The organism is Arthrobacter echini (assembly GCF_008107445.1).
In the GTDB taxonomy this organism is placed as follows: Bacteria; Actinomycetota; Actinomycetes; order Actinomycetales; family Micrococcaceae; genus Arthrobacter_D; species Arthrobacter_D echini_A.
In genome coordinates this window covers 365,468-391,783 of the sequence record NZ_VSLD01000003.1, presented here as the reverse complement: position 1 = coordinate 391,783, position 26,316 = coordinate 365,468, and the positions used below count along the sequence as shown (strand labels likewise).

Below are 26,316 nucleotides of genomic sequence, written 5' to 3'. Positions count from 1 at the left end.
CGACATCCGACCGTACGCGGTCATATCTGCCATCTCGGTCCGGCTGACCGCTACACCATGGTCAGGACCATCGCCGGATTCCGCAGGATCGTCCCGATGTCGGCGAGGAACCGTGAGCCCTGCTCGCCGTCGACCAGTCGGTGATCGAAGGACAGGCTGAGCGTCATGACGGACCGGAGCGCCACGGCACCCTGGTACTCCCACGGCATGCTGCGGACCGCTCCGACGGCCAGGATGGCCGCTTCCCCCGGATTCAGGATCGGCGTGCCCGCATCGATGCCGAAGACACCGATGTTCGTGATCGAGATGGTACCCCCGGTCAGATCCGCAGGAGGGGTCTTCCCGGCACGGGCGGTCTCGGTCAACGAGCCCAGGGACCGCGCGAGCTCGACGAGCGGCAGGGACTGCGCGGCCTTGATGTTCGGCACCAGCAGGCCGCGCGGGGTCGCGGCGGCGATGCCGAGATGAACGTCCGCGTACTGCACGATCTCCTGGGCGCGCTCGTCCCACGACGAGTTGACCGTGGGATTCCGTGCCACCGCGATGCACAGCGCCTTGGCGACGATGGTCAGGGGTGTGACCCGGGTACCCTCGAACGCACGACTCGCCTTGAGCCCGGTGAGCAGCTCCATGGTCGGCGTGACGTCGATGGTCAGGAACTCCGTGACGTGGGGCGCGGTGAAGGCACTGGCCACCATGGCGGCGGCGGTGTGCTTGCGCATCCCGCGGATGGGGGTGCGCGTCACACCGGCGGTGGGGCCGGCCGTCGGTTCCGCGCTGTCGGATGCCGCTACTGAAGAGTGCAGGGCCGAAGAGTGCAGGGCCGGGAGCTCTGCCGGGCTTCCACCGACCGCCGACAGGACATCGTCCCGCACGATCAGGCCTTCCGGCCCCGAACCGGTCAGGGTCTCGAGGGCGATCCCGAGATCCCGTGCGAGCTTGCGCACGGGAGGTGTGGACCGCGGACGCTCGGCAGGAGGTTGCGCGGAGGATCCGGCAGGCGGCTCCAGCGCTGTCACCGGCGTCGCGGCAGGGGCAGCTGTCTCCGGAACGCTGACCGATCGGGTGCGGCTCCGACGCTGGGGTCGTCCACTCTTCTCGACCGCAGCTCCGTAGCCTACGAGATTCGGCTCGCGCTTCGCCGGAGCAGCATCGGTGGCAGCGTCGGTGTCGGTGGCGGAATCCATGGCGGGATTGGGATTGGGAGCCGCATGCTCGTCGGATGCCGTCGTGGGCGCGGACGCAGGCGGAACAGAGGGGGTGATGGCAGGGGCCGCCCCGGGCTCCCCCGCCACCTCGAAGGAGACGATCGGTGCACCGACATCGACGACGGTGCCCGCCGCCTCGTGCAGGCGCAGGACCGTTCCAGCATAGGGAGAGGGGAGTTCCACGACGGCCTTGGCGGTCTCGACGTCGGCGATGATCTGGTTCAGCTCCACGGTGTCGCCCTCGGCGACGTGCCACTGGACGATCTCGGACTCGGTCAGCCCCTCCCCCAGATCGGGGAGACGGAATTCCTTCACCCGGGCGGGCGTAGTGGTGGTCACTGGGACACTCCTTCGCGGGTCAGCCCGCTGAGCGAGTTGTGCCGGCGCATCACGCGGTCCACCCCGTCGAGGATCCTGTCCAGATCCGGCAGGTGGTGGAACTCGAGCTTCGAGTAGGGATACGGGATGTCGAAGCCCGTGACCCGCACGGGCGCATGCTCGAGGACGTCGAAGCAGCGCTCGGTGATGCTCGCCGCGATCTCCGCGCCGAGTCCGCCCGACTGCGCTGCCTCGTGCGTGATGACGAGCCGCCCGGTCTTCCGGACGGAGGCCTCGACGGTGGCGTAGTCGATCGGGGCGAGGGAGCGCAGGTCGATGACCTCGATGGACGTGCCCTCGTCCGATGCCGCGACAGCGGCGTCGCGCGCCGTCGGGACCAGCGGACCATAGGTGACGAGCGTGACGTCGGTTCCACGAGCGACCACGCGTGCCGTCCCCATGTCCGACGCCGAACGGTCGCTGGCCTCGTCCACCTCACCCTTGACGTGGTACCGGCGTTTGGGCTCGAAGTACAGCACGGGGTCGTCGCTGGCGATGGCCTGCTGGATCATCGTGTATGCGTCCTGCGGATCGGACACACTGACCACCCGCAGCCCGGAGGTATGGGTGAAGTAGGCCTCGGGGGACTCCGAGTGGTGCTCGGGCGAGCCGATGCCACCACCGAAGGGCACGCGGATGGTGATGGGCATCTTCACGGCGCCCTGCGTGCGGTAGTGCAGCTTGGCCACCTGGCAGACGATCTGGTCGAAGGCCGGGTAGATGAAGCCGTCGAACTGGATCTCCACCACGGGACGGTACCCCCGGTAGGCCATGCCGACGGCGGTCCCGAGGATCCCGGACTCGGCAAGGGGGCTGTCCAGCACGCGGTGCGCCCCGAAATCCTTCTGCAGCCCGTCGGTGATACGGAAGACACCGCCGAGCTTGCCGATGTCCTCGCCCATGAGGATCACCTTCGGATCATCCTCCATGGCGCGTCGCAGGCCGGCGGTGATGGCACGGCCGAAAGTCATGGTGGTCATCAGCGGGATCCTTCCTGGGGTGCCTGCTCGAACGAGGCGAGATAGCGCTCGTAGTGGTCCTGCTGGCGGTCGAGCCACGAGTTCGGCGCACTGTAGACGTGCTTGAAGACGTCCGTCGGTTCGGGCTCGGGCATGGACAGGCAGCCCTGCCGCAGGTCGGCGGCGATGGCATCGGCCGTGGCCTTCACCGCGTCGGTGTAGTCGGCGTCGAGCAGGCCGAGTGAGTCGAGGAGCGTGGCGAGGCGGGCCAGTGGATCACGGGAGGCCCAGTCCTCGAGCTCGTTGGCGTCGCGGTAGCGCTTGGGATCGTCGGCCGTGGTGTGCGGGCCCATGCGGTAGGTCACCGCCTCGATGAAGGTGGGGCCTCCGCCCGAGCGGGCGCGTGCGAGGGCCTCGCGGGTGACGGCGAGACAGGCCAGGACGTCGTTGCCGTCCACACGGACGGACGGGATGCCGAAGCCGGGCGCCCGGCGTGCGATCGGCACGTGGGCCTGCAGGCCCACCGGCTCGGAGATGGCCCAGTGGTTGTTCTGGCAGAAGAACACCACCGGGGCCTGGTAGCTCGCGGCGAAGACCATGGCCTCGTTGACGTCGCCCTGGCTCGTCGCCCCGTCGCCGAAGTAGGTCACCGCGACGGCGTCGTCCCCGTCCTGGAGGATGCCCATGGCGTAACCGGTGGCGTGCAGGGTCTGGGCCCCGATGATGACCTGGGGCGTGGCCATGTTGATGGTGTAGGGATCCCAGCCGGACGACGCATTGCCGCGCCAGACGCGCAGCAGATCCGTGAGATCGACGCCGCGGCAGTAGGCCACGGCGTTCTCGCGGTAGCTGGAGAAGACGAAGTCGTCCTCGCGCAACGCGCGTCCGGAGCCGATCTGGGCGGCTTCCTGGCCGAGGAGCGGCGGCCACAGCGCCAGTTCACCCTGGCGCTGGAGGGCCGTGGCCTCGGCGTCGATGCGCCGCACCACCACCATGTCCTCGTAGAGCTTGCGCAGTTCAGCGCCGTCCACGTCGGCCACCAGGCCGTCGTAGTGCTCGTGCGCGTGGCGGACACCATGACGATCGATGAGCTGGACCGGCTCGTCCGCGCCGTCATGGGCCGGGCCGGGCAGAACCGTGCCGCTCGCCGTCCCGGCACCCGGCACGCGGGGTCCGCCGTGGAACTCCGATCCTTGCAGGGCGTGGTCCTGGGTCATATCACTCAACCTTCGCGTGGGGAGCAGCTCCTCCGCCGGGGGAAGGAGGCGCAGGTGGGCTCCGGGCACCATTGTCCGGAGTTGCTGTGACCCTACTCACACGGCGCAGGTAGCACAACCGATTCTGGTTTCACTGAGCACAGTGCCCTATTCCCGCGATGAAGCCCCTGTTAGCGTTGGGCAGTATGCAACCCCTGGATCTCACCGACATGCGCCTCCTGCTGGCGATGGCCAAGGACCCCCGGCGCACCGTCGTGGCGCTCGCCCAGCGTCTGGGTCTGTCGCGGAACACAGTGCAGGCCAGGATGGCCCAGCTGGAGAAGAAGTCGGTGTTCCTCTCCTTCGAGCGGCGCATCAACACCGTCTCCCTCGGCTACCCGCTCACCGCCTTCATCCATGTGCACGTCCAGCAGCAGAAGCTCGCCGCCATCACGGGCAGCATCGCCGCGATTCCCGAGGTCATCGAGGCCTTCGGAGTGACGGGTCAGGCCGACATCCTGGTGCGCGTGGTCGCCGTCGACGCGGAGGATCTCTTCCGCATCAATGGCAAGGTCCTCGCGTGCGACGGCGTGGAACGGTGCGACACCTCCCTGGCGATGGGCGAACTCGTCCCGTTCCGCGTGGAACCGCTGCTCGAACGGGGTCCCCTACCTCCCACGTGAGCGGCACTCCCCCGTGAGCGGCACTCCCCCGGACGCGGCCGAGGCCGCCCCGACAGGGACGGCCTCGGCTCACAGGAGGGCTGAGCGTCAGTGGTCGGTGGCCTTCTCCGCCCCGACACCTGTGAGCGAGCGGACCTCCATCTCCGCCTGCTTCATGGGGTCCTCCGCCGTCCGCGAGAGCACGGTACCCAGCCAGCCGAGGAAGAAGGCCAGCGGGATCGAGACGATGCCGGGGTTGCTGAGCGGGAAGACCGAGAAATCGGCGCCGGTGATCATCGACTTCTCCCCGCCGGAGACCACGGGCGAGAGGGCGATCAGCAGGATGGCCGACCCGAGACCGCCGTACATGCTCCAGACCGCGCCCTGGGTGTTGAACTTCTTCCAGAACAGCGAGTAGAGGATGGTCGGCAGATTGGCGCTGGCCGCCACGGCGAAGGCGAGCGCAACGAGGAACGCCACGTTCTGGCCCTGGGCACCGATACCGCCGGCGATCGACAGGAGCCCGATGACGACCACGGTGCGGCGTGCCACCTTCACCTCGCCGTCCGGATCGACCTTGCCCTTGCGGATGACACTCGCGTAGATGTCATGGGCGAAGGAGGCTGCAGCCGTGATGGTGAGACCGGCCACCACCGCGAGGATGGTCGCGAAGGCGACGGCCGAGATCAGTCCGAGCAGGACCGAGCCGCCGAGTTCGTAGGCGAGCAGTGGTGCCGCCGAGTTGACGCCCCCGGGTGCCGCCTTGATGCGGTCGGCCCCGATGAGCGCACTGGCGCCGTACCCGAGCACGAGCGTGAAGAGGTAGAAGGCGCCGATGAGCCAGATGGCCCAGACCACCGACCGGCGGGCCTCCTTGGCGGTGGGCACCGTGTAGAAGCGCATCAGGACGTGCGGCAGGGCCGCCGTGCCGAGGACCAGTGCGAGCGCCAGGGACAGGAAGTCCAGCCGTGTGGTGCCGCTGACGCCGTACTGCAGGCCCGGGCTCGTGATCGCCGCGTTGCCGGAGGTCTCGATCGCCGCGCCCAGCAGGGTGGAGAGATTGAAATCGTGCAGGACCAGTACCCAGATGGTCATGACGAAGGCGCCGACGATCAGCAGGCAGGCCTTGATGATCTGCACCCAGGTGGTGCCCTTCATGCCGCCGATCAGGACGTACACGATCATGAGCACGCCGACCACGGTGATGACCAGGGACTGGCCGAGGCGGTCGTTGATACCCAGCAGGAGTGAGACCAGGCCGCCGGCGCCCGCCATCTGCGCGAGGAGGTAGAAGAAGCAGACCGCGAGGGTGGTGATGGCGGCCGCGATGCGGACGGGGCGCTGCTTCAGGCGGAAGGACAGCACGTCGGCCATCGTGAACTTGCCGGTGTTACGGAGCAGCTCCGCCACGAGGAGCAGCGCCACGAGCCACGCGACGAGGAAGCCGATGGAGTAGAGGAAGCCGTCGTAGCCGTTGATGGCGATGGCGCCCACGATGCCGAGGAAGGAGGCAGCCGAGAGATAGTCCCCGGCGATCGCCGTCCCGTTCTGGCCTCCGGTGAATGAGCGGCCGGCGGCGTAGTAGTCGGCCGCCGTCTTGTTGTTCCGGCTGGCGCGCAGCACGATCACGAGGGTGATCGCCACGAAGGCGCCGAAGATGGAGATGTTGAGGACCGGGGAGCCGACACTCGTCGCCTCCGCGGTCTGGAGCGGTACGCGGAGCACCGCACTGCCGATGGAGATCATTTGGTTCCGCCTGCCGGATCGATGAACACTTCTGGTGCAGCTTCCTCGAGCTCGTGGCGCAGTTCTGCCGCGATCGGGTCGAGGCGCCTGTTGGCATAGCTCACGTACCACATGGTGATGACGAACGTGGTGACGAACTGCAGGAGTCCGAGGATGATGCCGATGTTGATGTTGCCGAAGACTGGCGTCGCCATGAAGTCGTGCGCGTAGTCGGCCAGCAGCACGTAGGCGAAATACCACAGCAGGAAGAACACAGCCATGGGGAAGACGAAGCTGCGATGGCGTTTGCGCAACTCCCTGAACTGTTCTGTCTGCTGGACCTCGGTGAAGTCCACGGCAGCACCGGAGCCGGCGACCGGCTCCACTGGGTGGGAACCCATGATTGCTCCTTCGGTTGGGATGTCACCCTCGCCGCGAGGGCGGCCTCCCCGCCGTTCGGCAGGACGCATCGGTGTGACTGTCATCACTCTGGGTCACGACGGCGGCCATCACCAGCAGCACCCGGCGATACGTCGGTGAACGTGCAGCACGCTGCGGTGAACGGTACGAAGAGCAGGCCCTGCCCGGCGGCTAGTCTGGAGCGATGGTCAGCGCCGCCGTCGATACCGCCCTGGTGTTCTCCGTCGTTGTCATCACCCTCGCCGTCGTCGCCTCGCTCGGCTTCCGCCTCTCGCGCTCCTCACGGGATCTCGGCTCCGACGCCGACCGCGCCACCTACGCGACCCTCCACACCGCAGCGCTTGCCTCCGAGCACCTGCGCGAGGGGCTCACACCGGCCGGCGCCCGGAAGGCGAGCCGCCATCTGCGCGGACTCCTGCGCTGCGACGTACTGCTGATCAGTGACGACGCCGGCGTCCTGGCCTGGGAAGGCGGTCGTGGAGCCCAGCCGGATGTCATGGCGCTGGTGCAGCAGGTCCTCGAGAGCGGCCGCACACAGATCTTCAGGGGCCAGACCGTGCTCGACGTCGACCTCGCGGAGCTGGGCGAGCTGGTCCTGTCCCCGGTGCGCGTGGAGAACCGGGTGGTGGGGACGGTCGGGGCATTCGCGGGCGTGGTCAACGCGGGCCTGGTGCGCGCCACCAACGAACTCGCCGGCTGGGTCTCCACCCAGGTGCAGCTGGCCGAACTGGACTCGTCCCGCCGGCTGCTCGCCGAGGCCGAGCTACGCGCCCTGCGCGCCCAGATCAGCCCGCATTTCATCTACAACTCGCTGAACGCGATCGCCTCGTTCATCAACACGGATCCCCAGCGGGCCCGTGAGCTCGTCGTGGAGTTCGCCGACTTCACGCGCTACTCCTTCCGGCGCCACGGCGACTTCACCACCGTCGCCGAGGAGCTGCTGAGCATCGACCGCTATCTCCTGCTCGAGCGGGCCCGGTTCGGGGACCGGCTCAGGGTCAGCCTCAACGTGGGCCCTGAGGTCCTCAGCACCGTGATCCCGTTCCTGAGCCTCCAGCCGCTCGTCGAGAACGCGGTGCGCCACGGCCTGGACTCGAAGGACGGTATCGGCAACATCACCATCACAGCGCACGACGTCGGCCCGTACGCCGAGGTGACCATCGAGGACGACGGCGTGGGGATAGACCCGGAGCATCTGCGCTCCGTCCTCGCGGGCCACACGGAAGGGGTCCACGTGGGACTGCGCAATGTGGACTCGCGCCTGCGCCAGGTCTATGGGGACGACCACGGACTCGTGATCGACACCGCACCCGGTGCGGGCACCCTCATCACCATGCGGGTGCCCAAGTCGCAGCCCGGACACCGCGTGTGAGGCGCGTAGCCTAGGATCCATGGTCAATGTTGTCGTCGCCGATGATGAGCTCCCCGCTGTCGAGGAACTGGCGTTCCTGCTCGGGAAGGACTCCAGGATCGGCACGATCCACCGGGCGTCCAGCGGAGCCGAGGCCCTCCGGGCACTCGAACAGCATCCCGTCGACGCCCTCTTCCTCGACATCCACATGCCGGCCCTGTCCGGCCTGGACATCGCCCGGGTCATCTCGCGTTTCGCCCGCCCACCCGCCGTCGTCTTCGTCACGGCGGACGAGGACCGCGCCCTGGAGGCGTTCGACCTGCGCGCCGTGGACTATCTGCTCAAGCCCGTCCGGGTCGAGCGCCTCGCCGAATCCGTCCGGCGGATCAGCGAGCTGATGGACGGTCCACCTGCCGCGCCGGAGGTGATCACGGTGGACCAGGGCGGTGTCAGCCGGATGATCAGACGCGACGAGGTCCGGTACGTCCAGGCCCAGGGCGACTACGCCCGCCTGCACACCGTGGCGGCCAGCTATCTGATCCGCATCCCGCTGAACGACCTCGAACGGCAGTGGGCCCGGTCCGGCTTCCTGCGCACCCACCGCTCCTATCTCGTGGCGATGGACCAGGTGCGCAAGGTCCGCATCAGCGCCGGGCGCGCGAGCCTCTTCGTCGGGGACGCGGAGCTGCCGGTGAGTCGGCGCCACCTCCCCGACGTCCGGGAGAAGCTGGAAGCCACCCGGCTCCGTCCGGGCCACTGACCCGTGGACCGGCGACAGCGCTTCCGCGTGTTGCAGGCAGCCGCGCGATGAGCGGAGAGGCTCCCCGTCGCGTCCGCGTGACGGCGCCGAGGACGGCTGCCCGCGCCACGGGGGCCTCCTTCCCGGTGGCCCGAGAGATGGCCGAGCAGTCGGAGGTGGGTCAGCTCTTCGTCGCGTCCCTGATCAGATCGCAGCTGCGCCTGGCCCTCGTGGTCGCGGCGGGGTTCCTCGTGATCCTCATCGGCATCCCGGTGCTGCTGGCCGTGTTCCCGGACATCGACCGCGTGAGGATTGCGACTATCCCGGTCCCCTGGCTGCTCCTGGGGCTCGGGATCTACCCGCTCGTCATCGGTAGTGCCGTCCTGTTCGTGCGCAGCGCCACCCGCAACGAGCGGCGCTTCCAGGATCTCGTGGACGATGACTGAGGTGGCCGTCGTGGACCTCAACCCAGCCGTCGGTTACACGGCGCTCGTGCTGGTGGCCCTGAGCACCGTCCTGATCGGGATCTATGGCCTGAGGGTCTCCCGCACCACGGACGATTTCTATGTGGCGTCGCGGACGGTCCGTCCGTGGTGGAACGCCTCCGCGATCGGCGGCGAGTACCTCTCGGCGGCGAGCTTCCTCGGGATCGCCGGCCTGATCCTCATCTCCGGTGTCGACGCCCTCTGGTTCCCCATCGGCTACACGGCCGGCTACCTCATGCTCCTGCTGTTCGTCGCGGCACCACTGCGCCGGTCGGGGGCCTACACGGTCCCGGACTTCGCGCAGTCCCGGCTGGACTCCCTGCTGGTGCGCCGGGTGACCAGTGTGCTGGTCATCGTGGTGGGCTGGCTGTACATCGTGCCGCAACTGCACGGGGCCGCCCTGACCGTCCGCATCACCACCGGGCTGCCGTCCTGGGCGGGACCGGTCGCCGTCGTCGTGGTGGTGTACCTCAGCGTGGTCACCGGCGGGATGCGGTCCATCACCTTCGTCCAGGCGTTCCAGTACTGGCTCAAGCTGACGGCCCTCGCCATCCCCGTGGTCTTCATCCTCCTCCGGCTCGGCCTCGACGGGCTCCCCGTCACCGACGGCGGCAGCGCGTTCACCGCCGCACTGGACACGACGGCGGACGCCTCCCTCTACGGGACCATCTCGCTGGTCATCGCGCTCCTGTTCGGCACGCTCGGGCTGCCCCATGTCCTAGTCCGGTTCTACACCAATCCCGACGGCGACTCGGCGCGCAGGACCACGCTGATCGTCCTGGGCCTCCTGTCCGTCTTCTACCTCTTCCCCACCGTGTACGGGGTCCTGGGGCGCATCCACACCCCCGAGCTCGCGTCCAGCGGGATGGCCGATGCCACCGTCCTTCTCCTGCCCGGGCGCATCCTCGACGGCGCGACGGGCGACATCCTCTCCGCCCTCGTGACCGCCGGGGCGTTCGCCGCGTTCCTCTCGACGACGAGCGGGCTCGTGGTCTCGCTCGCCGGCGTGGTCAGCCAGGAATTCTTCCAGGGCAGTGTCGTGGGCTTCCGCCGGGCCGCGCTGCTGTCGGCGCTCGTCCCCCTGGGCGTTGCGCTCCTGACGGACAGTTCGGCCCTGGCCGGCAGCGTGGGCTCCGTGTTCGCCTTCACGGCCTCGACCATCTGCCCCCTGCTGCTGCTCGGGATCTGGTGGCGCGGTCTCACCGATGCCGGAGCAGTGGCCGGCATGCTCATGGGAGCGGTCCTGTGCGGTGGGGCGATCACCGCGAGCGCCCTTCTCGGCCCGGATACCGGGTACGTCTGGCTCGCCCAGCCCGCCCTGTGGACGGTGCCGGCGGCCTTCGCCACGATGGTGGTGGTCTCCCGCGCCACGGCCCGACGACGGCCGGCCTCGGCCTCGCGCGTCCTCGCCCGGCTCCACACGCCCGAGCAGCGCTAGGCGCCGTCAGCTCCTGCGGCTCAGGCGATGGCCTTCAGGAGACCGATCACGCGGTCCAGGAACGCATCGACCTGGTTCTCCTCGTAGCCGTCCGCTCCCCGAGCCTCACGGAACACCGCGTGGCGGACGTCGTCCACGCCGAGGGGCGCGTCGTGGTCGAGGTACTGCAGGACGTCCTCGCACAGCCTGTCGACGTCGCCGACGTGGTAGCTGCGGGTCCTCTCCTTCGCGGGACGGCGGAAGCGCTTCCCCGCCCCCCGCCGCAGGCGTCGATGGAGTATTGCGACGGTCTCCTCGAGCTCGCGGAGCCAGGCGTCCGCGCCGCGGGCGGCGATGACCCTGTCGCGCTCGTCCCGTGCCAGCTCGTCCTCGAGCCGGTCCAGGTCGGCGTCGACCGCCTGCGGATCGTAGCCGCCCTTCGCCGGGTCGAAGACGGTGGTCCGCACCTCGTTGCTCGCGAGGACCCCGCCGGTACTCCCGCCAGTACTTCCGGGGGTACTTCCGGCCTCGCCCTGCCCCGCGGCGTCCTCGACGGGTACCCTCGCCAGGAAGCGGTCCACCTGGCGCGGCGCATACCCGAGTGCGGCCCGATCGACGCGGGCGAAGGCGGTGCCGCGTGGGCGAGCCGTGACCATACTGACCTCCTGCTGGTGGTGTCCTGGGGTGTCCCGTGGTGTCCCGCATCCTGACCAGTGGTCAGAGCAGGCCCGGGATGAGGGTGGCGGACAGCAGGTACGCCGTCGGCGCGGCGAAGACGATCGAGTCGAGCCTGTCCATGACCCCGCCGTGGCCGGGCAGGATATTGCTCATGTCCTTGACGCCGAGTTCCCGCTTGATCATCGACTCGGCGAGATCGCCCGCGGTCGCGGCCGCGACGACGGCGACGGCGAGGGCGAACCCCAGCCAGACGGGCTGCCCGAGCAGGAACACCGAGCAGAGCCCGCCGACCACGAGTGCCCCACCGATCGATCCGCCGAAGCCCTCCCACGACTTCTTCGGACTGATCTTCGGTGCCATGGCGTGCTTGCCGAAGGATGCTCCGACCAGATAGCCGAACGTGTCATTGGCGACGACCAGCAGTAACAGGGTGGCGATGACCAGGAAGCCGCCGTCGGCGCGCATGAGGACCATGGCGAAGCTGAGCATGAAGGGCACCCACAGGAGTGCGAAGGTCCCGGCGACGATACCCTGGGCGCTCCCCGGAGCCGGGTCGAGCGACCGCCACAGGAACAACCCGAGCAGCGCACCCACCGTGGCCGCGGCGAGTCCCTCACCTCCTCCGAAGTACGCGGCGAACGGCATGACCAGAGATCCTGCCATCGCCGGGACGAGCGGTATCCGGATGTGCCGGATGGCCAGGGCCCGGCGGAGCTCCCAGACACCGACCACTCCGAAGAGGGCCACGATGCCGACGAAGACGAGGGGGAAGAACAGCAGGCCCACCAGGACCGGCAGCAGGAGCGCCACCCCGACGCCGGTGGCCGCAGGGAGGTTGCGTCCCGCGCGCGACGTACGCCCCGTGTCCCTCGTGAGCTTGCGACGGGGAGGATCGAGAGCAGGCATCAGACCTCGAGCAGCTCGGTTTCCTTGCGCTTGAGCAGCTCGTCGACCAGATCCACGCGCGACTTCGTCAGGGCGTCGAGTTCCTTCTCGGCGCGCGACCCCTCGTCCTCGCCCGTGTCGCCGTCCTTGACCGCGCGGTCGATGCCGTCCTTCGCCTTGCGGCGGATGTTGCGGATGGAGATCTTGGCGTCCTCGGCCTTCGTCTTCACCAGCTTCACGTACTCCTTGCGGCGCTCCTGGGTCAGTTCGGGCAGGACCACGCGGATCACGTTGCCGTCGTTTGACGGATTGGCGCCGAGGTCGGACTCGCGCAGCGCCTTCTCGATGTCGTTCATGGCCCCACGGTCGAAGGGCGTGATGAGCAGGGTCCGTGCCTCCGGATTCTGGAAGGATGCCAGCTGCTGCAGCGGGGTCGGCGCCCCGTAGTACATCACCACGACCTTGGAGAACATGGACGCGTTCGCCCGCCCGGTCCGGACGGTCGCGAAGTCGTCCTTCGCCACCTCCACGGCCTTGTCCATCTTGTCGGTGGCTTCCAGCAGGGTCTCTTCGATCACAATGTCTCCTTGGTACGCGCTCGGTCGCCGGGCGACCTCTCCAGTGCTCAATCCTAGTTCACGGGCCCTCGCCCCCGGCCGGACCCGACCGGCGACCCAGGACCCCGGCCCCGGTTACCGCGTGATCACCGTGCCGAGCTTCTCCCCGCGGATCGCGCGGGAGACATTGCCCTCGCCCTCCATCCCGAACACCACCATGGTGAGATCGTTGTCCTTGCACATGGTCATGGCGGTCTGGTCCATGACGCGGATGTCCCGTCGCAGCGCGTCGTCGTAGGACAGCGTGTCCAGCTTCTCGGCCGTCGGATCCCGGTGCGGGTCCGCCGTGTACACACCGTCCACGCCGCTCTTGGCCATCAGCACCTCGTCCGCGTGCACCTCGAGCGCGCGCTGGGCCGCCACGGTGTCCGTGGAGAAGTAGGGCAGGCCCGCGCCGGCACCGAAGATCACCACGCGGCCCTTCTCGAGGTGACGGATGGCACGCCGGGGAATGTAGGCCTCGGCCACCTGACCCATCGTGATCGCGCTCTGCACGCGGGTCTCCACGCCGGCCTGCTCGAGGAAGTCCTGCAGTGCCAGGCAGTTCATCACCGTGCCGAGCATCCCCATGTAGTCGGCCCTGGACCGGTCCATGCCGCTCTGGGACAGTTCGGCACCCCTGAAGAAGTTGCCGCCACCGACCACGATCGCCACCTCGACGTCGTCGACCGTCGCGGCGATCTGCCCGGCAACGGCCCTGACGGTCTCCGGATCGACGCCCAGCTTGCCGCCGCCGAACACTTCTCCGGAGAGTTTGAGCAGCACGCGCCTCCTGCTGCCGGGACCACCTGTCGGAGCCGTGGTTGAACTGTCCATGAAGTGCCTCCCGGGCATAGTGCTTTTCACCGTTCCTGGTGGGACGGCGGAGGGGGTTCGGGTGCCGGACCCGTTACAGGATACGGCGTGCTGATCGGGCGCAAAGAAAGGGCGGCCACCCTGCCGGCGGCCGCCCTTTCCCGTGGAACTGTGGATCCGGTCTCAGGCTCCGACGCGGAACCGCGCGAAGGCGGTGGCCTTCGCGTCGGCCTCCGAGAGAACCGTGGCAACGGACTTCTTCGCGTCCTTGGCGAACGCCTGGTCCAGCAGTACGCCCTCCTTGAAGAAGCCGGTGAGGCGCCCCTCCACGATCTTCGCCAGGGCCTGCTCGGGCTTGCCCTCGGCGCGAGCCGTCTCGTCCGCGATACGGCGTTCCGACTCGACGAGTTCCGCGGGGACGTCCTCGCGGGTCAGGTAGGTGGGTGAGTAGGCCGCGATGTGCACGGCGACGTCGTGCGTCGCCGCTGCTGCGGTGTCCCCGGAGCCCTCGACAGCGAGGAGCACGCCGACCTGGGCGGGCAGGTCCTTGGACGTCTTGTGCAGGTACGCGTCCACGAGCTGGCCCTCAACCCGGGCGATCCGGCGGACATCCACCTTCTCGCCGAGCAGCGCGCCGGCCTCGATGACGTGCTCGGAGACAGGCTTGCCATCGAGCTCGAAGGCCAGGAGCGACTCCACGTCGGTCGCTTCCGAACGAACGGCCGCATCGAGGACCTTGTTCGAGAACTCGATGAAGGGTCCGGCCTTGGCGACGAAGTCGGTCTCGCAGTTGACCTCGACCATGACGCCCACGCCGCCGTCCACCCGAGCGGCGACGAGGCCCTCGGCGGTGGAGCGACCCTCGCGCTTGGTGGCGCCCTTCAGCCCCTTGATACGGATGAGTTCCAGGGCCTTGTCGGCATCGCCGTCGGCCTCGTCCAGGGCCTTCTTGACGTCCATCATGCCGGCGCCCGTGCGCTCGCGCAGGGCCTTGATGTCAGCGGCAGTGAAATTTGCCATTCGTACTCCTAAGTTGATGTGTTTCTACGAAGCGCCCCGCCCGGTCACAGCGGGCAGCGAGGAGGAGCTCTGCGGACATCCGTGCCGGGGTCGTCGTCGGACGCCCCCGGCACGATGGGCCTACTCGCCGGCCGGTGCTTCCTCGGTGGTGTCCGGGACGGTCTCTGCTGCACCGGGAACCTCGTCGGCAGGCACCTCGGCCGCCGCGGGGGTCTCTGCTGCGAGCGTCTCGGCGTCGGCCGGAGCCTGGTCCGCGGCGGGCGACTCCGAGGTGGCCGGTGCGGTCTCCTCCGCAGCCTTGCCCTCGAGCAGTTCACGCTCCCACTCGGCCATGGGCTCCTCCGCTGCGGAGGCATCCGAGGAGTTGGAGCGGTTGTTCCGGGCGATCAGGCCGTCGGCCACGGCATCGGCGATCACACGCGTGAGGAGATTGACAGCGCGGATGGCGTCGTCGTTGCCGGGGATGGGGAAGTCGACCTCGTCGGGATCACAGTTCGTGTCGAGGATGGCGACCACCGGGATGTTCAGCTTCTTCGCCTCGTCGATCGCGAGGTGCTCCTTCTTGGTGTCCACCACCCAGACGGCCGAGGGCGCCTTCGTGAGGTTGCGGATGCCGCCGAGGTTGCTCTGCAGCTTGGTGAGCTCGCGGCGCAGGAGCAGCAGCTCCTTCTTGGTGTGGCTCGACCCGGCGACGTCGTCGAAGTCGATCTCCTCGAGTTCCTTCATCCGCTGGATCCGCTTGGAGACCGTCTGGAAGTTGGTGAGCATGCCGCCGAGCCAGCGCTGGTTCACGTAGGGCTGGCCCACGCGGGACGCCTGGTCGGCGATGGCTTCCTGGGCCTGCTTCTTGGTGCCGACGAAGAGGACCGTGCCGCCGTGCGCAACCGTGGCCTTGACGAACTCGTAGGCGCGGTCGATGTAGCCCAGCGACTGCTGGAGATCGATGATGTAGATGCCGTTGCGCTCGGTGAAGATAAAGCGCTTCATCTTCGGGTTCCAACGGCGGGTCTGGTGACCGAAGTGCACGCCGCTGTCGAGCAGCTGGCGCATGGTTACTACTGGCATGTCATGCCTTTCTTCAGCTTCGGCTCGAGCGCAGGGCGCTGCCTGAAGCTTGTTGACGGTTCTCGTAGTAGGACCGGGGGTGGCCGCTACATCCTGGTGCCGCCTCGTCTCGCTGGACGTCCCCGTCCCCACCAGATTCCTCCGGACCGCTGGACAGGCACCCCGGCGCCGTGGACGGGCGACGGGCAGATGGCACGCGTAGTCAGCCCGCTGCTTCCGTGACTGATCGGTGCCATGGCACGCACAGGGGTAAGCAGCAGACTGCTGGTTCGAGTGTACTACAGCCGTCCTCGGCACTGCTGCCCGACGACCACGGCTGGTGCAGCTCCGAGCAGGCCGATGTCCACATAGCACACGGCCACCGGACACCGGTCGGAGGTCTCCGGCTCAATGGGGTCATGGACGTTCCACGACTCCTCCCACGGCACTGCCCCGCACACTGCCCGCCGTCCGGCCGGGTTCGGAATCCGGCGTTGAACCCGGCGCGGCATCGAGCGCAGGGACGATGGATGATCGCGGTGCTCCTCGTGCTCCTCGGCGCTCAGGGCATGTCCCCGGACACGCCCGTGGTGGCGGCCCCGGCCGCCGTCAGGGAGCACACTGCCACATCCGCGACCGAAACCACCTCCAGCTCCGCCCCGGTTCGAGTGGCGGGTGCCGGGCATCAGCCGTTCGTCCCGCAGTGGTCCTGGCCCCTCGAGCCCACCCCCGAGGTGATGCGCCCCTTCGACAGGCCGGCGCAGCGATGGGAGCGCGGGCATCGCGGGGTGGATCTCGTCCCTGGCGTCGGCCCTCCCGTCCCGGTGCTCAGCCCGGACGACGGCGTGGTCTCCTTCGCGGGGACGGTGGTGGACAGGGGCGTCCTGTCGATCGATCACGGCGACGGACGGATCAGCAGTTTCGAGCCGGTCGCCACGTCCCTCGTCCGGGGAGACCGGGTGTCCAGGGGTCAGGAGGTGGCTGAGCTGACAGCTCCGGGCGGTACGCACTGTTCAGGCCGCTGCCTGCACTGGGGCGTGCGGGTCCATGGGGAGTACGTCGACCCCCTCGTCTTCGTGCTAGACCCCGGACCCTCGGTCCTCCTGCCCCTGGACGGCGGAGCGGAGAAGTAGGGCACCTGCCTAGACGAAGGCGGCGATACCCGTGATTGACCGGCCCGCCACGAGCGTATTGATCTCCTGCGTGCCTTCGTACGAGTAGATCGCCTCCGCATCGGAGAAGATCTTCGCCATTCCGTAGTCGGCCACGATCCCGTTGCCTCCGAGGACGTTGCGTCCTGCGGCGACGCTCTCGCGCATGCGCGCGGTGGTGAAGGCCTTGGCGAGGGCGGACTGCTCGTCCTTGGCCTTGCCGGCATCCTCGAGCTGTGACAGGCGCACCATCATGCCCATCGAGCTCATCGTGTTCCCCAGGATCTGGACGAGCTGCTGCTGGACGAGCTGGAAGCTCGCGATGGGCCTGCCGAACTGCTCACGCTCGACGGCGTACTTGCGTGCCACGTCGAAGGCCGCGAGCTGTTGGCCCACGGCCTGCCAGGCGACGGCGAGGCGGGTCACCTTGAGCACCTTGTTCGTGTCGCGGAAGCTGTTGGCGCCCTTGAGGTGGAAGTCGTCCGAGATGACCACGTCCTCGAGGACGATATCGGCGTTCTCCACGGTGCGCAGCGCGATCTTGTTCTCGATCTTCGTGGAGGTGAACCCCGGCGTCGAGGTGTCCACCATGAACCCCTTGACCTGGTTGTCCTCGACATCCCGCGCATAGATGACCACCCAGTCCGAGAAGGTCGCGTTCCCGATCCAGCGCTTCGCTCCGTTCAGGATCCAGGAGTCACCGTCGCGGCGGGCCGTGGTCCGGGTCCCCCCGGCCACGTCGGACCCGCCCAGCGGTTCGGTGAGACCGAAGGCGCCGATCTTCTTCATCGCGTAGATGTCCGGGAGCCATTCCTCCTGCTGCTCCTTCGAGGCGAGGGCCTCGATCGAGCCGGTGAAGAGACCGTCGTGCACACCGAGGAAGGTGGCGATCGATGCATCGGCACGCGTGAACTCCGCATGGCAGATACCGGCGAAGAGGTTCGAGTAGCCCTGGCGGTGGACCGGACTCATGGGGTCCAGCTCGGCGATCTTCGGGATGAGCTCCTGCGGGAAGACCCCCTGGTTCCACCAGTCGACGGCGTGCGGGCGGACCTCCCGTGCCAGCCAGGCACGGATCTCCTCGAGTCGCGCACGCTCCTTGTCGCTCAGGAGCTCCTCGAAGGCGTAGAAGTCTCCGTCCGCATAGGGGAGATTGTCTACATCGATGGTCGTCTTGCTCATGGAATTGCCTCACTCCGGTCAGCGGCCGCCAGTGTTCCTCGATCACGCGGATCGCGCGAGAGGGCCACTGCACTCGTAGCATCATGTTACCCACGAGTAACTTAGGGCGCCAGTACCGACTCCGGCGGGGGTACGACGTCCGCGCGGTCGACTCCGCCGCCGGGCGTGCCGCCCGCCGGCGCCGATCATCGTAGGGCTGCTGGGGCTTGAACCCAGGACAAACGGATTATGAGTCCGCTGCTCTAACCAGCTGAGCTACAGCCCCCGGGATACGTGACCCCCGGTGGTGCGGGCTCCGGAGACCCGGGGAGCCACACGCACGTTTCATTGTATGCGGAGGGCGGAGTCCACCGTGCTCGTCGCCGGCCCGCCCAGCGCTTCCCCGCCGGAGTCGTCGGCGCCGCCACCCGTGGTGTGTGACCCGTAGTACAGGGCCTCGAACGTCCGCAGGGTCGCCTCGATGCCGTGCCGGCCGACCAGCTCCCGGCTCGCCGCCCCCATCCGTCGCCGCTCCTCGGCCGGGAGTTCGAAGATCTCGGTGATGCGGTGCGCCAGCGCATCCGCGTCGCCCGGCGGGAACAGGTAGCCGTTCTCGCCCTCGACGACGAGGTGGGGCAGGGCCATGGCATCGGCGAGGAGTACCGGGGTGGAGGCGGACATGGCCTCGAGCGTGACCAGGGACTGCAGCTCCGCCGTACCCGGCTGGCAGAACAGATCAGCAGCGAGATAGCGCCTGCGCAGCTCGGCGTCGCTGACCAGACCGAGGAAGGTGACCCGATGCCCCACGCCGAGTCGTGCCACCTGTGCCTGGAGTGCGGCCTTGACCTCACCACCACCGACGATCTCGAGCTGGACCTTCAGCTGCTCGGGCACCCTCGCCACGGCGTCGATGAGCACATCGACGTGCTTCTCCTCCGCCAGCCGGCCCACGAACAGGACCGTGGGGTGTGGATGCCGATCGAACCGCTCCCCCGGCTTCAGCTCGTAGGAGGCCGAGTCGACGCCGTTCGAGACAGGCAGCACCCCGGGCAGGAAGGCTTTCTCGAGCATGGCCTTCGCGGCGAGCGGGGTCGGCGTCGTGACGGCGGCAGCCCTGCCCATGAGTTTGCCCATGTCCCTCCAGGAGTTCTTCGCGATGACCCTCTTCAGCCAGCGGGGGAACGGCAGGAACGGATTCAGGTTCTCCGGCATGAAGTGGTTGGTGGCGACCACACGGATGCCACGCCGCACGGCCTCGTTGAGGGTGTACTGCCCGATCATGTAGTGGCACTGGATATGGACGACATCGGGCGACACCTGGTCCAGGAGCAGGCCGATATCGCGCTTGATCTCCCACGGGTAGCAGAGGCGCCAGTAGTCATGGGTGGGAACGCTGTGGGAGCGCAACCGGTGGACCGCCCAATCGCCGCCCTGCTCGGTGAAGCTCCCACCGTTGGAGGCACGCGGTGCCAGGACGTGCACCTCATGGCCCCGAGCAGTCATCCCCCTGGCGAGCCTGTAGCCGAACTGGGCCGCGCCGTTCACGTTCGGAGGGTAGGTCTCGGCGGCAATCAGGATGGTCAGAGGCTTGGAATCAGCCGGGTCACTCACGGGTGGATCCCCTACGTCGGTGGGTCTGGAGGCAAAGAGTGCAGTGCGGTCAGCGCTGCCGCTGGATAACATCGGGGTGATGGCGGGACAGGGTGATGACCCCAACAATAGCAACGAGGGCAGCGATGCCCATGGGGAACGCCGTCAGCATGCTCACCTGGGCCTGCAGTTCGTCGAGGATGGAGATGCCGATCGCGATACCGACGATCGGGTCGATCACCGTCAGGCCCGCGATCACGAGATCGGGTGGGCCCGTGGCATAGGCATTCTGGACGAACCACGAGCCGAGCGCGGCTGCCGCGACCAGCGCGGTCAGGGTCAACGGGGGGACGTCGAGGAGGAACCGGCCGTTCGAGGCGAGCAGGTGACTGGCGACGATCTTGGTCAGCACGGCGACGAAACCGAAGAGGATACCCGCTCCGAGAATGTAGACGAAGGCGCTCAAGCGGCGTCGGCCGAGGAATGCGAGGGTCCCGAAGAGAACGACGGCGACGCCGAGAAGGATCACCACGGACTGCTCCTGCGCGGCATCGATGGCGCGGTTCTCACGCGTGACGGTCACGGCCAGCAGCACGAAGAGGACACTGCCGCTCACACAGGCGGCGATGGCGACGATGGTCCCCCGGTTGATCCGGATGCCCTGGTCGCGGGAATTGACGACCGTCGTGATCACGAGGGCAATGGCACCGAGCGGCTGCACGATCGTCAGGCTCGCGAGCGTCAGTGCCGCCACGTTGAGCGCCATGCCGATACCGAGCAGGAGCAGGCCGAACAACCATCGGGGGTGCCTCAGGACCCGCGCGAAGCCGCCGGGGCTGAGGGCCTCACCACCCGTGTCGGCCCGGACAGCCGTTCCCTGGCGCTGCGCCCCGAAAGCGAGGAAGAAGGCGCTGAGCACGGCCAGTCCGATGGCTAGCAGTGGCACGGGGACCCTTTCGTCGGGACCCACCGGAGCGCGATCCTCAGCGAGGACTCCGGGACGCGCTGCAGCGGACGCCCGGTGTGCACGTGGGTGGTCACGGTGCTCACCTGTCCTGATCTATGGTCAATCGCTCGCCTCCACCTCACGCTGGAGCGGCCACCGGCCCTGTTCGTCAGCGGCGGATCGCGACGAACAGGCCGATGGCCGCCCGTGGTGGGTGCTACTTGGTGAGCAGCCGGCGCAGCATGACGATCATGGCGGCCACCGATGCAGTGAGCACGCTCAGCGGCTTCCACCGGTCGGCGAGGCTCGTGTTGTGCGGGACGACACGGCGGACGGACACCGCGGCTACCTCGTCGCTCCGCGATGCCGCAGTGGAGCCGCGGGCGCTGGTGCCCTGCGCGGAGCGATGGCGGGCCTTCTCGATCCTGGTCTTGACGTCCACCTTCTCGCCGAGCGAGTCCCGTGCCTCGGCGATGTGAGCACGACGCTCCCCCGAGCGTCCGCGCAGTTCCTCGTACGACGGCGTGGGCTCCTTCGGCTTGGAGTCCTTCTTGTCCTGCTTCTCCTTCTCCTTCTCGTCCTTCGACTTCTTCACGTCGAGGGTGGCCGGATCGAACTTCCGTCCTTCCTTGAGGACACCGAGGTCGTAGCGGAGCCCGTAGATCGCGTCCTCCGGGAGCAGCGGCAACTGCTTCTTCAGGCGGGAGACACCGATGAGCGCGAGGATCCCGCCGATCACCAGGAAGAGCAGCGCCACCGCCAGGGCCGCGAGCCATGCGGGCATCAGTTCGGCTACGCCCATGATGGCCGCGACCACGAGGGCCACGGCGAAGAACAGGACGAAGATCAGGGCGACGACGAGGAACGCCGCCGCGATCCCGGCCTTGATGCCCTTCTGCTTCATCTGGTTGACGGCGATCGAGAACTCGTCGCTGACCTGTCGGGGCGTCAGGCGACCCAGGACCTTGATGAGCCCGAAGAGCGAGAGGGAGCCCGGGGATCGTTTCACGCGTGTGCTGGCCGAGCTGTTCATAGGCCCTGCCTCCGTTCCTGAGAGTTGTGCCGAATTATCGCTGGATCAAAATTACCACTGGGAGTACGGCCCGCCCGCCGGTTCCACCCGTGGGAGGTCGACCCGCTGCGCGGGTCACCCTGGCCCGTCAGGGCGATCGGAGCTCGGTGTTCTCCTCGAGGTCCTTGTTCATGAACTCGGGGAGCCTGGTACGCACGAAGGCGAACGAGAGCACGGCGAACACCGTGAAGGCCGCGTACATCACCCAGAGACCGAGGTTCTCGCTCACCCAGGGGAACGTGACGGTGACGATGAAGTTGAAGACCCAGTTGACCATGGTGGCGACGCCGAGGGCGATCGACCGGATGCGGTTGGGGAACATCTCCCCCAGCGTGACCCACATGACCGGCCCCCAGGTCGCGGCGAAGAAGACCACGAAGAGATTGGCGCCGACGAGGGCGACCGGCCCCCAGGCGCCGGGCAACGCGATGTTCTCCCCGGAGCCCTCCGCCTGGAGGAAGGACAGCGTCGCGGCCAGCAGTCCCACCGTCATCCCGACGGAACCGATGAGGAGCAGGCGACGGCGCCCGATCCGGTCCACGAAGAAGATCGCCACGAAGGTCATCGAGACGTTGATCACGGAGGTGATCACCGACGTCGTGAAGGAGTCCGATTCGCTGAACCCGACCGACTTCCAGAGCGTCGTGGAGTAGTAGAAGATCGCGTTGATACCGACGAGTTGCTGGAGCGCTGCGATGGCCATGCCGATCCACAGGATGGGCTGCAGCCCGAAGGCGCTGCCCCTCAGGTCGCGGTACGAGGCCCGCTCCTCGCTCTCGAAACTCTGCCGGATCTGCTCGATCCTGCTGTCGGTATCGGCCACCCCGGACACCCGCGAGAGGACCCCGGCTGCCTCGGCGTCGCGATTGGCACGGATGAGATACTGCGGCGACTCCGGGATCACGAGCGCCAGGATGCCGTAGATGACCGCGGGTGCAACACCGACCAGGAGCATCCAGCGCCAGGCGGCGAGTCCCCACCAGAGCTCGTTGCCCGCACCCCCGGCGGCGTCGGCGAGCGTCGCGTCCGAGAGCAGCGCTGCGAAGATGCCCACCGTGATCGCGAGTTGCTGGATGGACGCCAGGCCGCCACGCCACTTCGTGGGTGCGATCTCCGCGATGTAGCCCGGCACGATCACGGAGGCAGTACCTATGGCGAGTCCGCCCACGAGGCGCCAGGCCATGAGATCCCACTCGGAGATCGCGTAGGCGGATCCCGCGGAGTTGAGGGCGAACAGGATGGCCGCGGCGATCATGACCTTCTTGCGCCCGAAGCGGTCCGCGAAGCCACCGGCGAACCAGGCGCCGACGGCGCAGCCGAGGAGCGTGATCGCGACAGTGAATCCCAGGACGCCGGCACTCAGCTCGAAGTCCGCCTGGATGGAATCCACGGCTCCGTTGATGACGGCGGTGTCGAATCCGAAGAGCAGCCCCCCGACGGCTGCGGCGACACTGATGGCGATGACCCGGACGAGGTGCTTCGGTGATTCCGCTGCGCCCGCATCGACGTCGTTCTTGTCCATGATCGATCTCCCTGCTCGTTCCGTGACCATCACCCTACGTCAGGGTGATGGAGGAGCCGCGATCCACGGCAGACCGGCGCCGGCGTCCCGGACGGGGGGAACGGATCCAGGACATATCATCGAGAGGTCACCTGCGGGAGTCGTACCGTCGTACCTCGCTCCTCCGACGACGTCCCGTTCGTCGATCCACCCGTGCCGAGGCGTATCCGCCGAGCCAGCAGCATCCGATCCCCGGCACCCATCCGATCCGTGAGGCACTACCGTGAGCACCACACACCCCGGCGATCTGCTCTCGCGCCGGGAGAAGATCGTGTACGTGGTCATTCTCGGCACCCTCACGGCGCTGGGTCCCTTCACGATCGACCTCTACCTCCCGGCATTCCCCGCGCTGCAGGCCGATCTGGGCGTCTCGGAAGCCGCGATCCAGCTCACGCTCACCGGGACCATCATCGGTTTCGCAGGCGGCCAGCTGCTCGTGGGTCCGCTCAGCGACATGATCGGGCGACGCCTTCCGCTCATCATCGCCACCACGGTGCACGTCGGAGCCTCCATCGGCGCCGCATCATCCGACGACATCAACGTGCTGATGCTGTTCCGCGTGCTCCAGGGCGTCGGAGCCGCAGGCGGCGGAGTCGTCGCGATGGCCGTGGTGCGCGACCTCTTCGGCGGGTACACGCTCGTCCGCATGCTCTCCTACATGGCCCTGGTCAACGGGATGGCGCCCATCTTCGCGCCGGTGATCGGCTCCCAGCTCCTGTTGTTCTTCCCCTGGCCCGGGATCTTCTGGTTCCTTGCCGGCTACGGTGTGCTGGTCATCGTCGCCGTGTCCGTCTTCATCATCGAGACCCTGCCCCGGCAGAACCGCCGGCAGTCGGGATTGACCGCGGCCCAGCGGTACCGGGTGGTGCTGGGCGACCGCATCTTCATCGGGATCCTCCTGGTGGGCGGCATGAACTTCTCCGGGCTCTTCTCCTACCTCTCCGCCTCGCCGTTCCTCTTCCAGGGGCCGTACGGCCTGAACGAGCAGCAGTACGGTCTCCTGTTCGCCATCAATTCCCTCGGCATCGTCGCCGGGGTCCAGATCAGTGCTCGGGTGCTGCGACGCGTGGGACCGCAGTGGGTGATCGCGCTGGCGACGGTCGTCCAGCTCGTCATGGCCCTGCTGATCGTCGCCTTCGACCAGCTGGGCCTCGGTTTCTGGGGCACGGCCCTGCCGCTGTGGTTCTACATCATGGCGACCGGCTTCATCTTCCCGTGCGTCCAGGTCCTCGCCCTCATCAACAACGGCGCACAGGCGGGAACGGCGGCTTCCCTGCTCGGAGCGGTGACCTTCGGGACGGCCGGCATCATCTCGCCGCTCGTGGGGTTGCTCGGCGAGGGCATCGACTCGGCCACCCCGATGGCACTGGTCATGGCCGCGTGCATCGCTCTCGGCGTGACATTCCTGTGGACCGTGGTGCGGCCACGGACGGTGCCGGCGCTGGAGTAGCGCCCGTACCGCGCTGGAGTGACGTCCACACCGCACCGGTGTCGCAACGCGGCAGTGCCGGTGTCGCAACGCGGCGGTGCCGTCCGGGTCAGGCGCGGGCGGGCTCCTGACCCGTGGGCAGCGCTTCCGCCGCCTTCGCCACGTTGCGCGCCATCGCCTTGAAGATGAACCCGTGGAAGGGCAGCACCGCGAACCAGTAGAGCCGCCCGGAGAGACCGTAGGGGAAGAAGACCGCTCGCTGGTAGTAGGCGCTGCCGGATCCCTCCGGTTCCACCCGGAACTCGAGCCACGCCCTGCCGGGAACCTTCATCTCGGCGCGGAGCCGCAGCCGCTCTCCGTGCACGAGTTCCTCGACCCGCCAGAAGTCGAGCGCCTCACCCGTGAGGAGCTCGTTCGCATCCCTGCGTCCGCGGCGCAGGCCCACGCCGCCGGCGATCTTGTCCATCCAGCCGCGGGCGGCCCAGCCCACGGGCCAGGAGTACCACCCGTTGTCGCCGCCGATCCCCTCGACGATCTTCCACACCCTGTCCGGGGACGCCGTGGAGCTGTAGGTCTGGACATCCGTGTAGACGGTGTGCCCCGCCCAGAGGGGGTCGGAGGGCAGGGGGTCCGCGGCGGTGTCGACCTGCGAGGCCCCCGCCCAGCTCGTCTCCACCTCTCCCCCGCGCATCTTGCCCAGGGCCAGGTCCACAGCGCGCCGGTAGCCGGTGAGTCCGCCGTCGGGCAGCTCGATGTGCGCGTCGATGTCGTGCTCGGCGGTGACGGCGTCGTGCTGCAGGGATTCGATGAGGGGCATGGCCATGGCCCTCGGAATGGGTGTCACGAGATTCACCCAGTGGCCGGCGAGCCGTGGCGTCAGCACGGGCAGGGCGAGGACGGTCCGGCCCGACAACCCTGCGGCCTGCGCGTACTGGTTCATCATCTCCGCGTAGGTCAGGACCTCTCGGGAGCCGATGTCGAAGGTCCGGTTGAGGTCCTCCGGCAGATCCAGCGCTCCCACGAGATAGTGGATGACGTCCCGCACCGCGATCGGTTCGATGTGATTGAGCACCCACTTGGGTGCGGGCATGACCGGCAGGACGTCCGAGAGATGCCGGATCATCTCGAAGGACGCCGACCCCGACCCGATGACCACGCCGGCCTGGAATGCGATGGTCGGTGTCCCGGAGGCGAGGAGGATCCTGCCCACCTCGGTGCGGGAGCGCATGTGGGTGGAGAGCTCCACACCGTCGGGATGGAGCCCACCCAGATAGACGATGCGTCGCACACCTGCCTCTGTCGCCGCCGTCGAGACGACGCGGGCGATCTCGGCCTCGCGCCGATCGAAGTCCTTCCCGGACCCCATGGAGTGCACGAGGTAGTACAGGGTGTCGACACCCTTGCTGACCTCGCGCAGGGTGGCGGGATCCTGCAGATCACCCTGCACGATATCCACGGCTCCGGCCCAAGGGACGTCCTTGAGCTTCTGGGGCGACCGCACGATCACCCGGACCTGGCGACCCTCGGCGACCAGCTTCGAGACAAGCCTGCCGCCGATATAGCCCGTGGCTCCGGTGACCAGGATGAGCTTGCCCTCGTTGTCCATGGGCACAGCCTACGCCCGCCCACCGACCACCGACCGGGTGATCTCGGAGGCGCCCGCGGTGGGAGCGACGGAAGCGCACGCTCCGGCTCGCACACGAAAATGCCCCTGACCGGTGTTTCCACGGGTCAGGGGCACAGGAGCTCCTCCGACTGGACTTGAACCAGTAACCCTTCGATTAACAGTCGAATGCTCTGCCAATTGAGCTACGGAGGAAAGCGCAG

The 26,316-nt window shown here is 68.0% G+C and carries 24 protein-coding genes and 2 tRNA genes; 7 read left to right on the top strand and 19 right to left on the bottom strand.

The annotated features are described in order from the left end of the window. Positions 1 to 50 precede the first annotated feature (50 nt). The 3 genes from FQ377_RS08780 to pdhA are packed head-to-tail and all read right to left on the bottom strand — an operon-like array spanning position 51 to position 3,762. Positions 51 to 1,547 (bottom strand): dihydrolipoamide acetyltransferase family protein, encoded by a 1,497-nt coding sequence (locus tag FQ377_RS08780; RefSeq protein WP_262364354.1) that lies wholly within the window; start codon positions 1,545 to 1,547, stop codon positions 51 to 53. Continuing rightward, a complete protein-coding gene (locus tag FQ377_RS08775; RefSeq protein WP_148600856.1) occupies positions 1,544 to 2,566 on the bottom strand; it encodes an alpha-ketoacid dehydrogenase subunit beta in 1,023 nt (340 codons plus the stop codon). Before FQ377_RS08775 ends, FQ377_RS08780 begins: the two co-directional genes overlap by 4 nt. Further along, the gene (pdhA, locus tag FQ377_RS08770; protein ID WP_148600855.1) at positions 2,566 to 3,762 is read right to left on the bottom strand and encodes a pyruvate dehydrogenase (acetyl-transferring) E1 component subunit alpha; all 1,197 of its coding nucleotides are present in this window, start codon (positions 3,760 to 3,762) and stop codon (positions 2,566 to 2,568) included. Before pdhA ends, FQ377_RS08775 begins: the two co-directional genes overlap by 1 nt. Positions 3,763 to 3,947: 185 nt before the next feature. On the opposite strand from pdhA, the gene FQ377_RS08765 reads away from it, so the two are divergent. Beyond that, positions 3,948 to 4,424, top strand: a complete 477-nt coding sequence (locus FQ377_RS08765; RefSeq protein WP_148600854.1) for an Lrp/AsnC family transcriptional regulator — start codon at positions 3,948 to 3,950, stop codon at positions 4,422 to 4,424. An 87-nt stretch (positions 4,425 to 4,511) separates the two neighbouring features. On the opposite strand, the gene FQ377_RS08760 is transcribed toward FQ377_RS08765, so the two are convergent. Both FQ377_RS08760 and FQ377_RS08755 read right to left on the bottom strand, forming a co-directional pair. Further along, positions 4,512 to 6,149 carry a solute symporter family protein gene (locus tag FQ377_RS08760; RefSeq protein ID WP_148600853.1) on the bottom strand — a complete coding sequence of 546 codons (1,638 nt, stop codon included), beginning with the start codon at positions 6,147 to 6,149 and terminating at the stop codon, positions 4,512 to 4,514. Then, on the bottom strand, positions 6,146 to 6,529 hold the full coding sequence (locus FQ377_RS08755) for a DUF485 domain-containing protein (RefSeq protein WP_148600852.1): 384 nt from the start codon (positions 6,527 to 6,529) through the stop codon (positions 6,146 to 6,148). The genes FQ377_RS08760 and FQ377_RS08755 overlap by 4 nt, the downstream gene beginning before the upstream one ends. A gap of 203 nt (positions 6,530 to 6,732) precedes the next feature. On the opposite strand from FQ377_RS08755, the gene FQ377_RS08750 reads away from it, so the two are divergent. From FQ377_RS08750 to FQ377_RS08735, 4 genes are read left to right on the top strand one after another with little or no spacing between them, the layout of a single operon-like run. Beyond that, positions 6,733 to 7,920 carry a sensor histidine kinase gene (locus tag FQ377_RS08750; protein ID WP_148600851.1) on the top strand — a complete coding sequence of 396 codons (1,188 nt, stop codon included), beginning with the start codon at positions 6,733 to 6,735 and terminating at the stop codon, positions 7,918 to 7,920. Positions 7,921 to 7,939: 19 nt separating this feature from the next. Continuing rightward, entirely contained in the window at positions 7,940 to 8,659 is a 720-nt protein-coding gene (locus FQ377_RS08745) for a LytR/AlgR family response regulator transcription factor (protein ID WP_148600850.1), read from the top strand. 47 nt (positions 8,660 to 8,706) lie between these two features. Continuing rightward, the gene (locus tag FQ377_RS08740) at positions 8,707 to 9,084 is read left to right on the top strand and encodes a DUF485 domain-containing protein (RefSeq protein ID WP_148600849.1); all 378 of its coding nucleotides are present in this window, start codon (positions 8,707 to 8,709) and stop codon (positions 9,082 to 9,084) included. Continuing rightward, positions 9,077 to 10,561 (top strand): sodium/solute symporter, encoded by a 1,485-nt coding sequence (locus tag FQ377_RS08735; RefSeq protein ID WP_148600848.1) that lies wholly within the window; start codon positions 9,077 to 9,079, stop codon positions 10,559 to 10,561. The genes FQ377_RS08740 and FQ377_RS08735 overlap by 8 nt, the downstream gene beginning before the upstream one ends. A 20-nt stretch (positions 10,562 to 10,581) precedes the next feature. Here the strand turns inward: FQ377_RS08735 and FQ377_RS08730 are convergent, their stop codons facing one another. The 6 genes from FQ377_RS08730 to rpsB form a co-directional block, all read right to left on the bottom strand. Continuing rightward, a complete protein-coding gene (locus FQ377_RS08730; protein WP_148600847.1) occupies positions 10,582 to 11,196 on the bottom strand; it encodes a DivIVA domain-containing protein in 615 nt (204 codons plus the stop codon). A 61-nt stretch (positions 11,197 to 11,257) separates the two neighbouring features. Then, positions 11,258 to 12,124, bottom strand: a complete 867-nt coding sequence (locus tag FQ377_RS08725; RefSeq protein WP_148600846.1) for a phosphatidate cytidylyltransferase — start codon at positions 12,122 to 12,124, stop codon at positions 11,258 to 11,260. Continuing rightward, entirely contained in the window at positions 12,124 to 12,681 is a 558-nt protein-coding gene (gene frr, locus FQ377_RS08720; RefSeq protein ID WP_148600845.1) for a ribosome recycling factor, read from the bottom strand. Before frr ends, FQ377_RS08725 begins: the two co-directional genes overlap by 1 nt. A 114-nt stretch (positions 12,682 to 12,795) precedes the next feature. Then, a complete protein-coding gene (gene pyrH / locus FQ377_RS08715) occupies positions 12,796 to 13,536 on the bottom strand; it encodes a UMP kinase (protein WP_148600844.1) in 741 nt (246 codons plus the stop codon). A 162-nt stretch (positions 13,537 to 13,698) separates the two neighbouring features. Beyond that, the gene (gene tsf / locus FQ377_RS08710) at positions 13,699 to 14,535 is read right to left on the bottom strand and encodes a translation elongation factor Ts (RefSeq protein ID WP_148600843.1); all 837 of its coding nucleotides are present in this window, start codon (positions 14,533 to 14,535) and stop codon (positions 13,699 to 13,701) included. Positions 14,536 to 14,655: 120 nt separating this feature from the next. After that, positions 14,656 to 15,600, bottom strand: coding sequence for a 30S ribosomal protein S2 (gene rpsB / locus FQ377_RS08705; protein WP_148600842.1), 945 nt, complete (start codon positions 15,598 to 15,600; stop codon positions 14,656 to 14,658). Positions 15,601 to 16,109: 509 nt separating this feature from the next. On the opposite strand from rpsB, the gene FQ377_RS08700 reads away from it, so the two are divergent. Further along, a complete protein-coding gene (locus FQ377_RS08700; RefSeq protein WP_262364353.1) occupies positions 16,110 to 16,712 on the top strand; it encodes a M23 family metallopeptidase in 603 nt (200 codons plus the stop codon). A 9-nt stretch (positions 16,713 to 16,721) separates the two neighbouring features. Here FQ377_RS08700 and FQ377_RS08695 read toward each other — a convergent pair whose 3' ends face one another. The 6 genes from FQ377_RS08695 to FQ377_RS08670 form a co-directional block, all read right to left on the bottom strand. Next, positions 16,722 to 17,912 carry an acyl-CoA dehydrogenase family protein gene (locus FQ377_RS08695; protein ID WP_148600841.1) on the bottom strand — a complete coding sequence of 397 codons (1,191 nt, stop codon included), beginning with the start codon at positions 17,910 to 17,912 and terminating at the stop codon, positions 16,722 to 16,724. Positions 17,913 to 18,103: 191 nt separating this feature from the next. Beyond that, positions 18,104 to 18,177, bottom strand: a tRNA-Ile gene (locus tag FQ377_RS08690). Between the two features lie 59 nt (positions 18,178 to 18,236). Next, a complete protein-coding gene (locus FQ377_RS08685) occupies positions 18,237 to 19,502 on the bottom strand; it encodes a glycosyltransferase (RefSeq protein WP_148600840.1) in 1,266 nt (421 codons plus the stop codon). Positions 19,503 to 19,551: 49 nt separating this feature from the next. Then, positions 19,552 to 20,427 (bottom strand): DMT family transporter, encoded by an 876-nt coding sequence (locus FQ377_RS08680; RefSeq protein ID WP_148600839.1) that lies wholly within the window; start codon positions 20,425 to 20,427, stop codon positions 19,552 to 19,554. Between the two features lie 217 nt (positions 20,428 to 20,644). Continuing rightward, complete coding sequence (locus tag FQ377_RS08675) at positions 20,645 to 21,460, bottom strand: phage holin family protein (protein WP_148600838.1); 816 nt, start codon at positions 21,458 to 21,460, stop codon at positions 20,645 to 20,647. Positions 21,461 to 21,587: 127 nt separating this feature from the next. Next, positions 21,588 to 23,021 (bottom strand): sugar porter family MFS transporter, encoded by a 1,434-nt coding sequence (locus tag FQ377_RS08670; RefSeq protein WP_148600837.1) that lies wholly within the window; start codon positions 23,019 to 23,021, stop codon positions 21,588 to 21,590. A 262-nt stretch (positions 23,022 to 23,283) separates the two neighbouring features. Between FQ377_RS08670 and FQ377_RS08665 the strand changes: the two genes are divergently transcribed. Beyond that, the gene (locus FQ377_RS08665; protein ID WP_187393302.1) at positions 23,284 to 24,510 is read left to right on the top strand and encodes a multidrug effflux MFS transporter; all 1,227 of its coding nucleotides are present in this window, start codon (positions 23,284 to 23,286) and stop codon (positions 24,508 to 24,510) included. 88 nt (positions 24,511 to 24,598) lie between these two features. Here the strand turns inward: FQ377_RS08665 and FQ377_RS08660 are convergent, their stop codons facing one another. Next, positions 24,599 to 26,095, bottom strand: coding sequence for an SDR family oxidoreductase (locus tag FQ377_RS08660; protein WP_148600836.1), 1,497 nt, complete (start codon positions 26,093 to 26,095; stop codon positions 24,599 to 24,601). A gap of 140 nt (positions 26,096 to 26,235) precedes the next feature. Next, positions 26,236 to 26,308, bottom strand: a tRNA-Asn gene (locus FQ377_RS08655). Between the last annotated feature and the right edge of the window lie 8 nt (positions 26,309 to 26,316).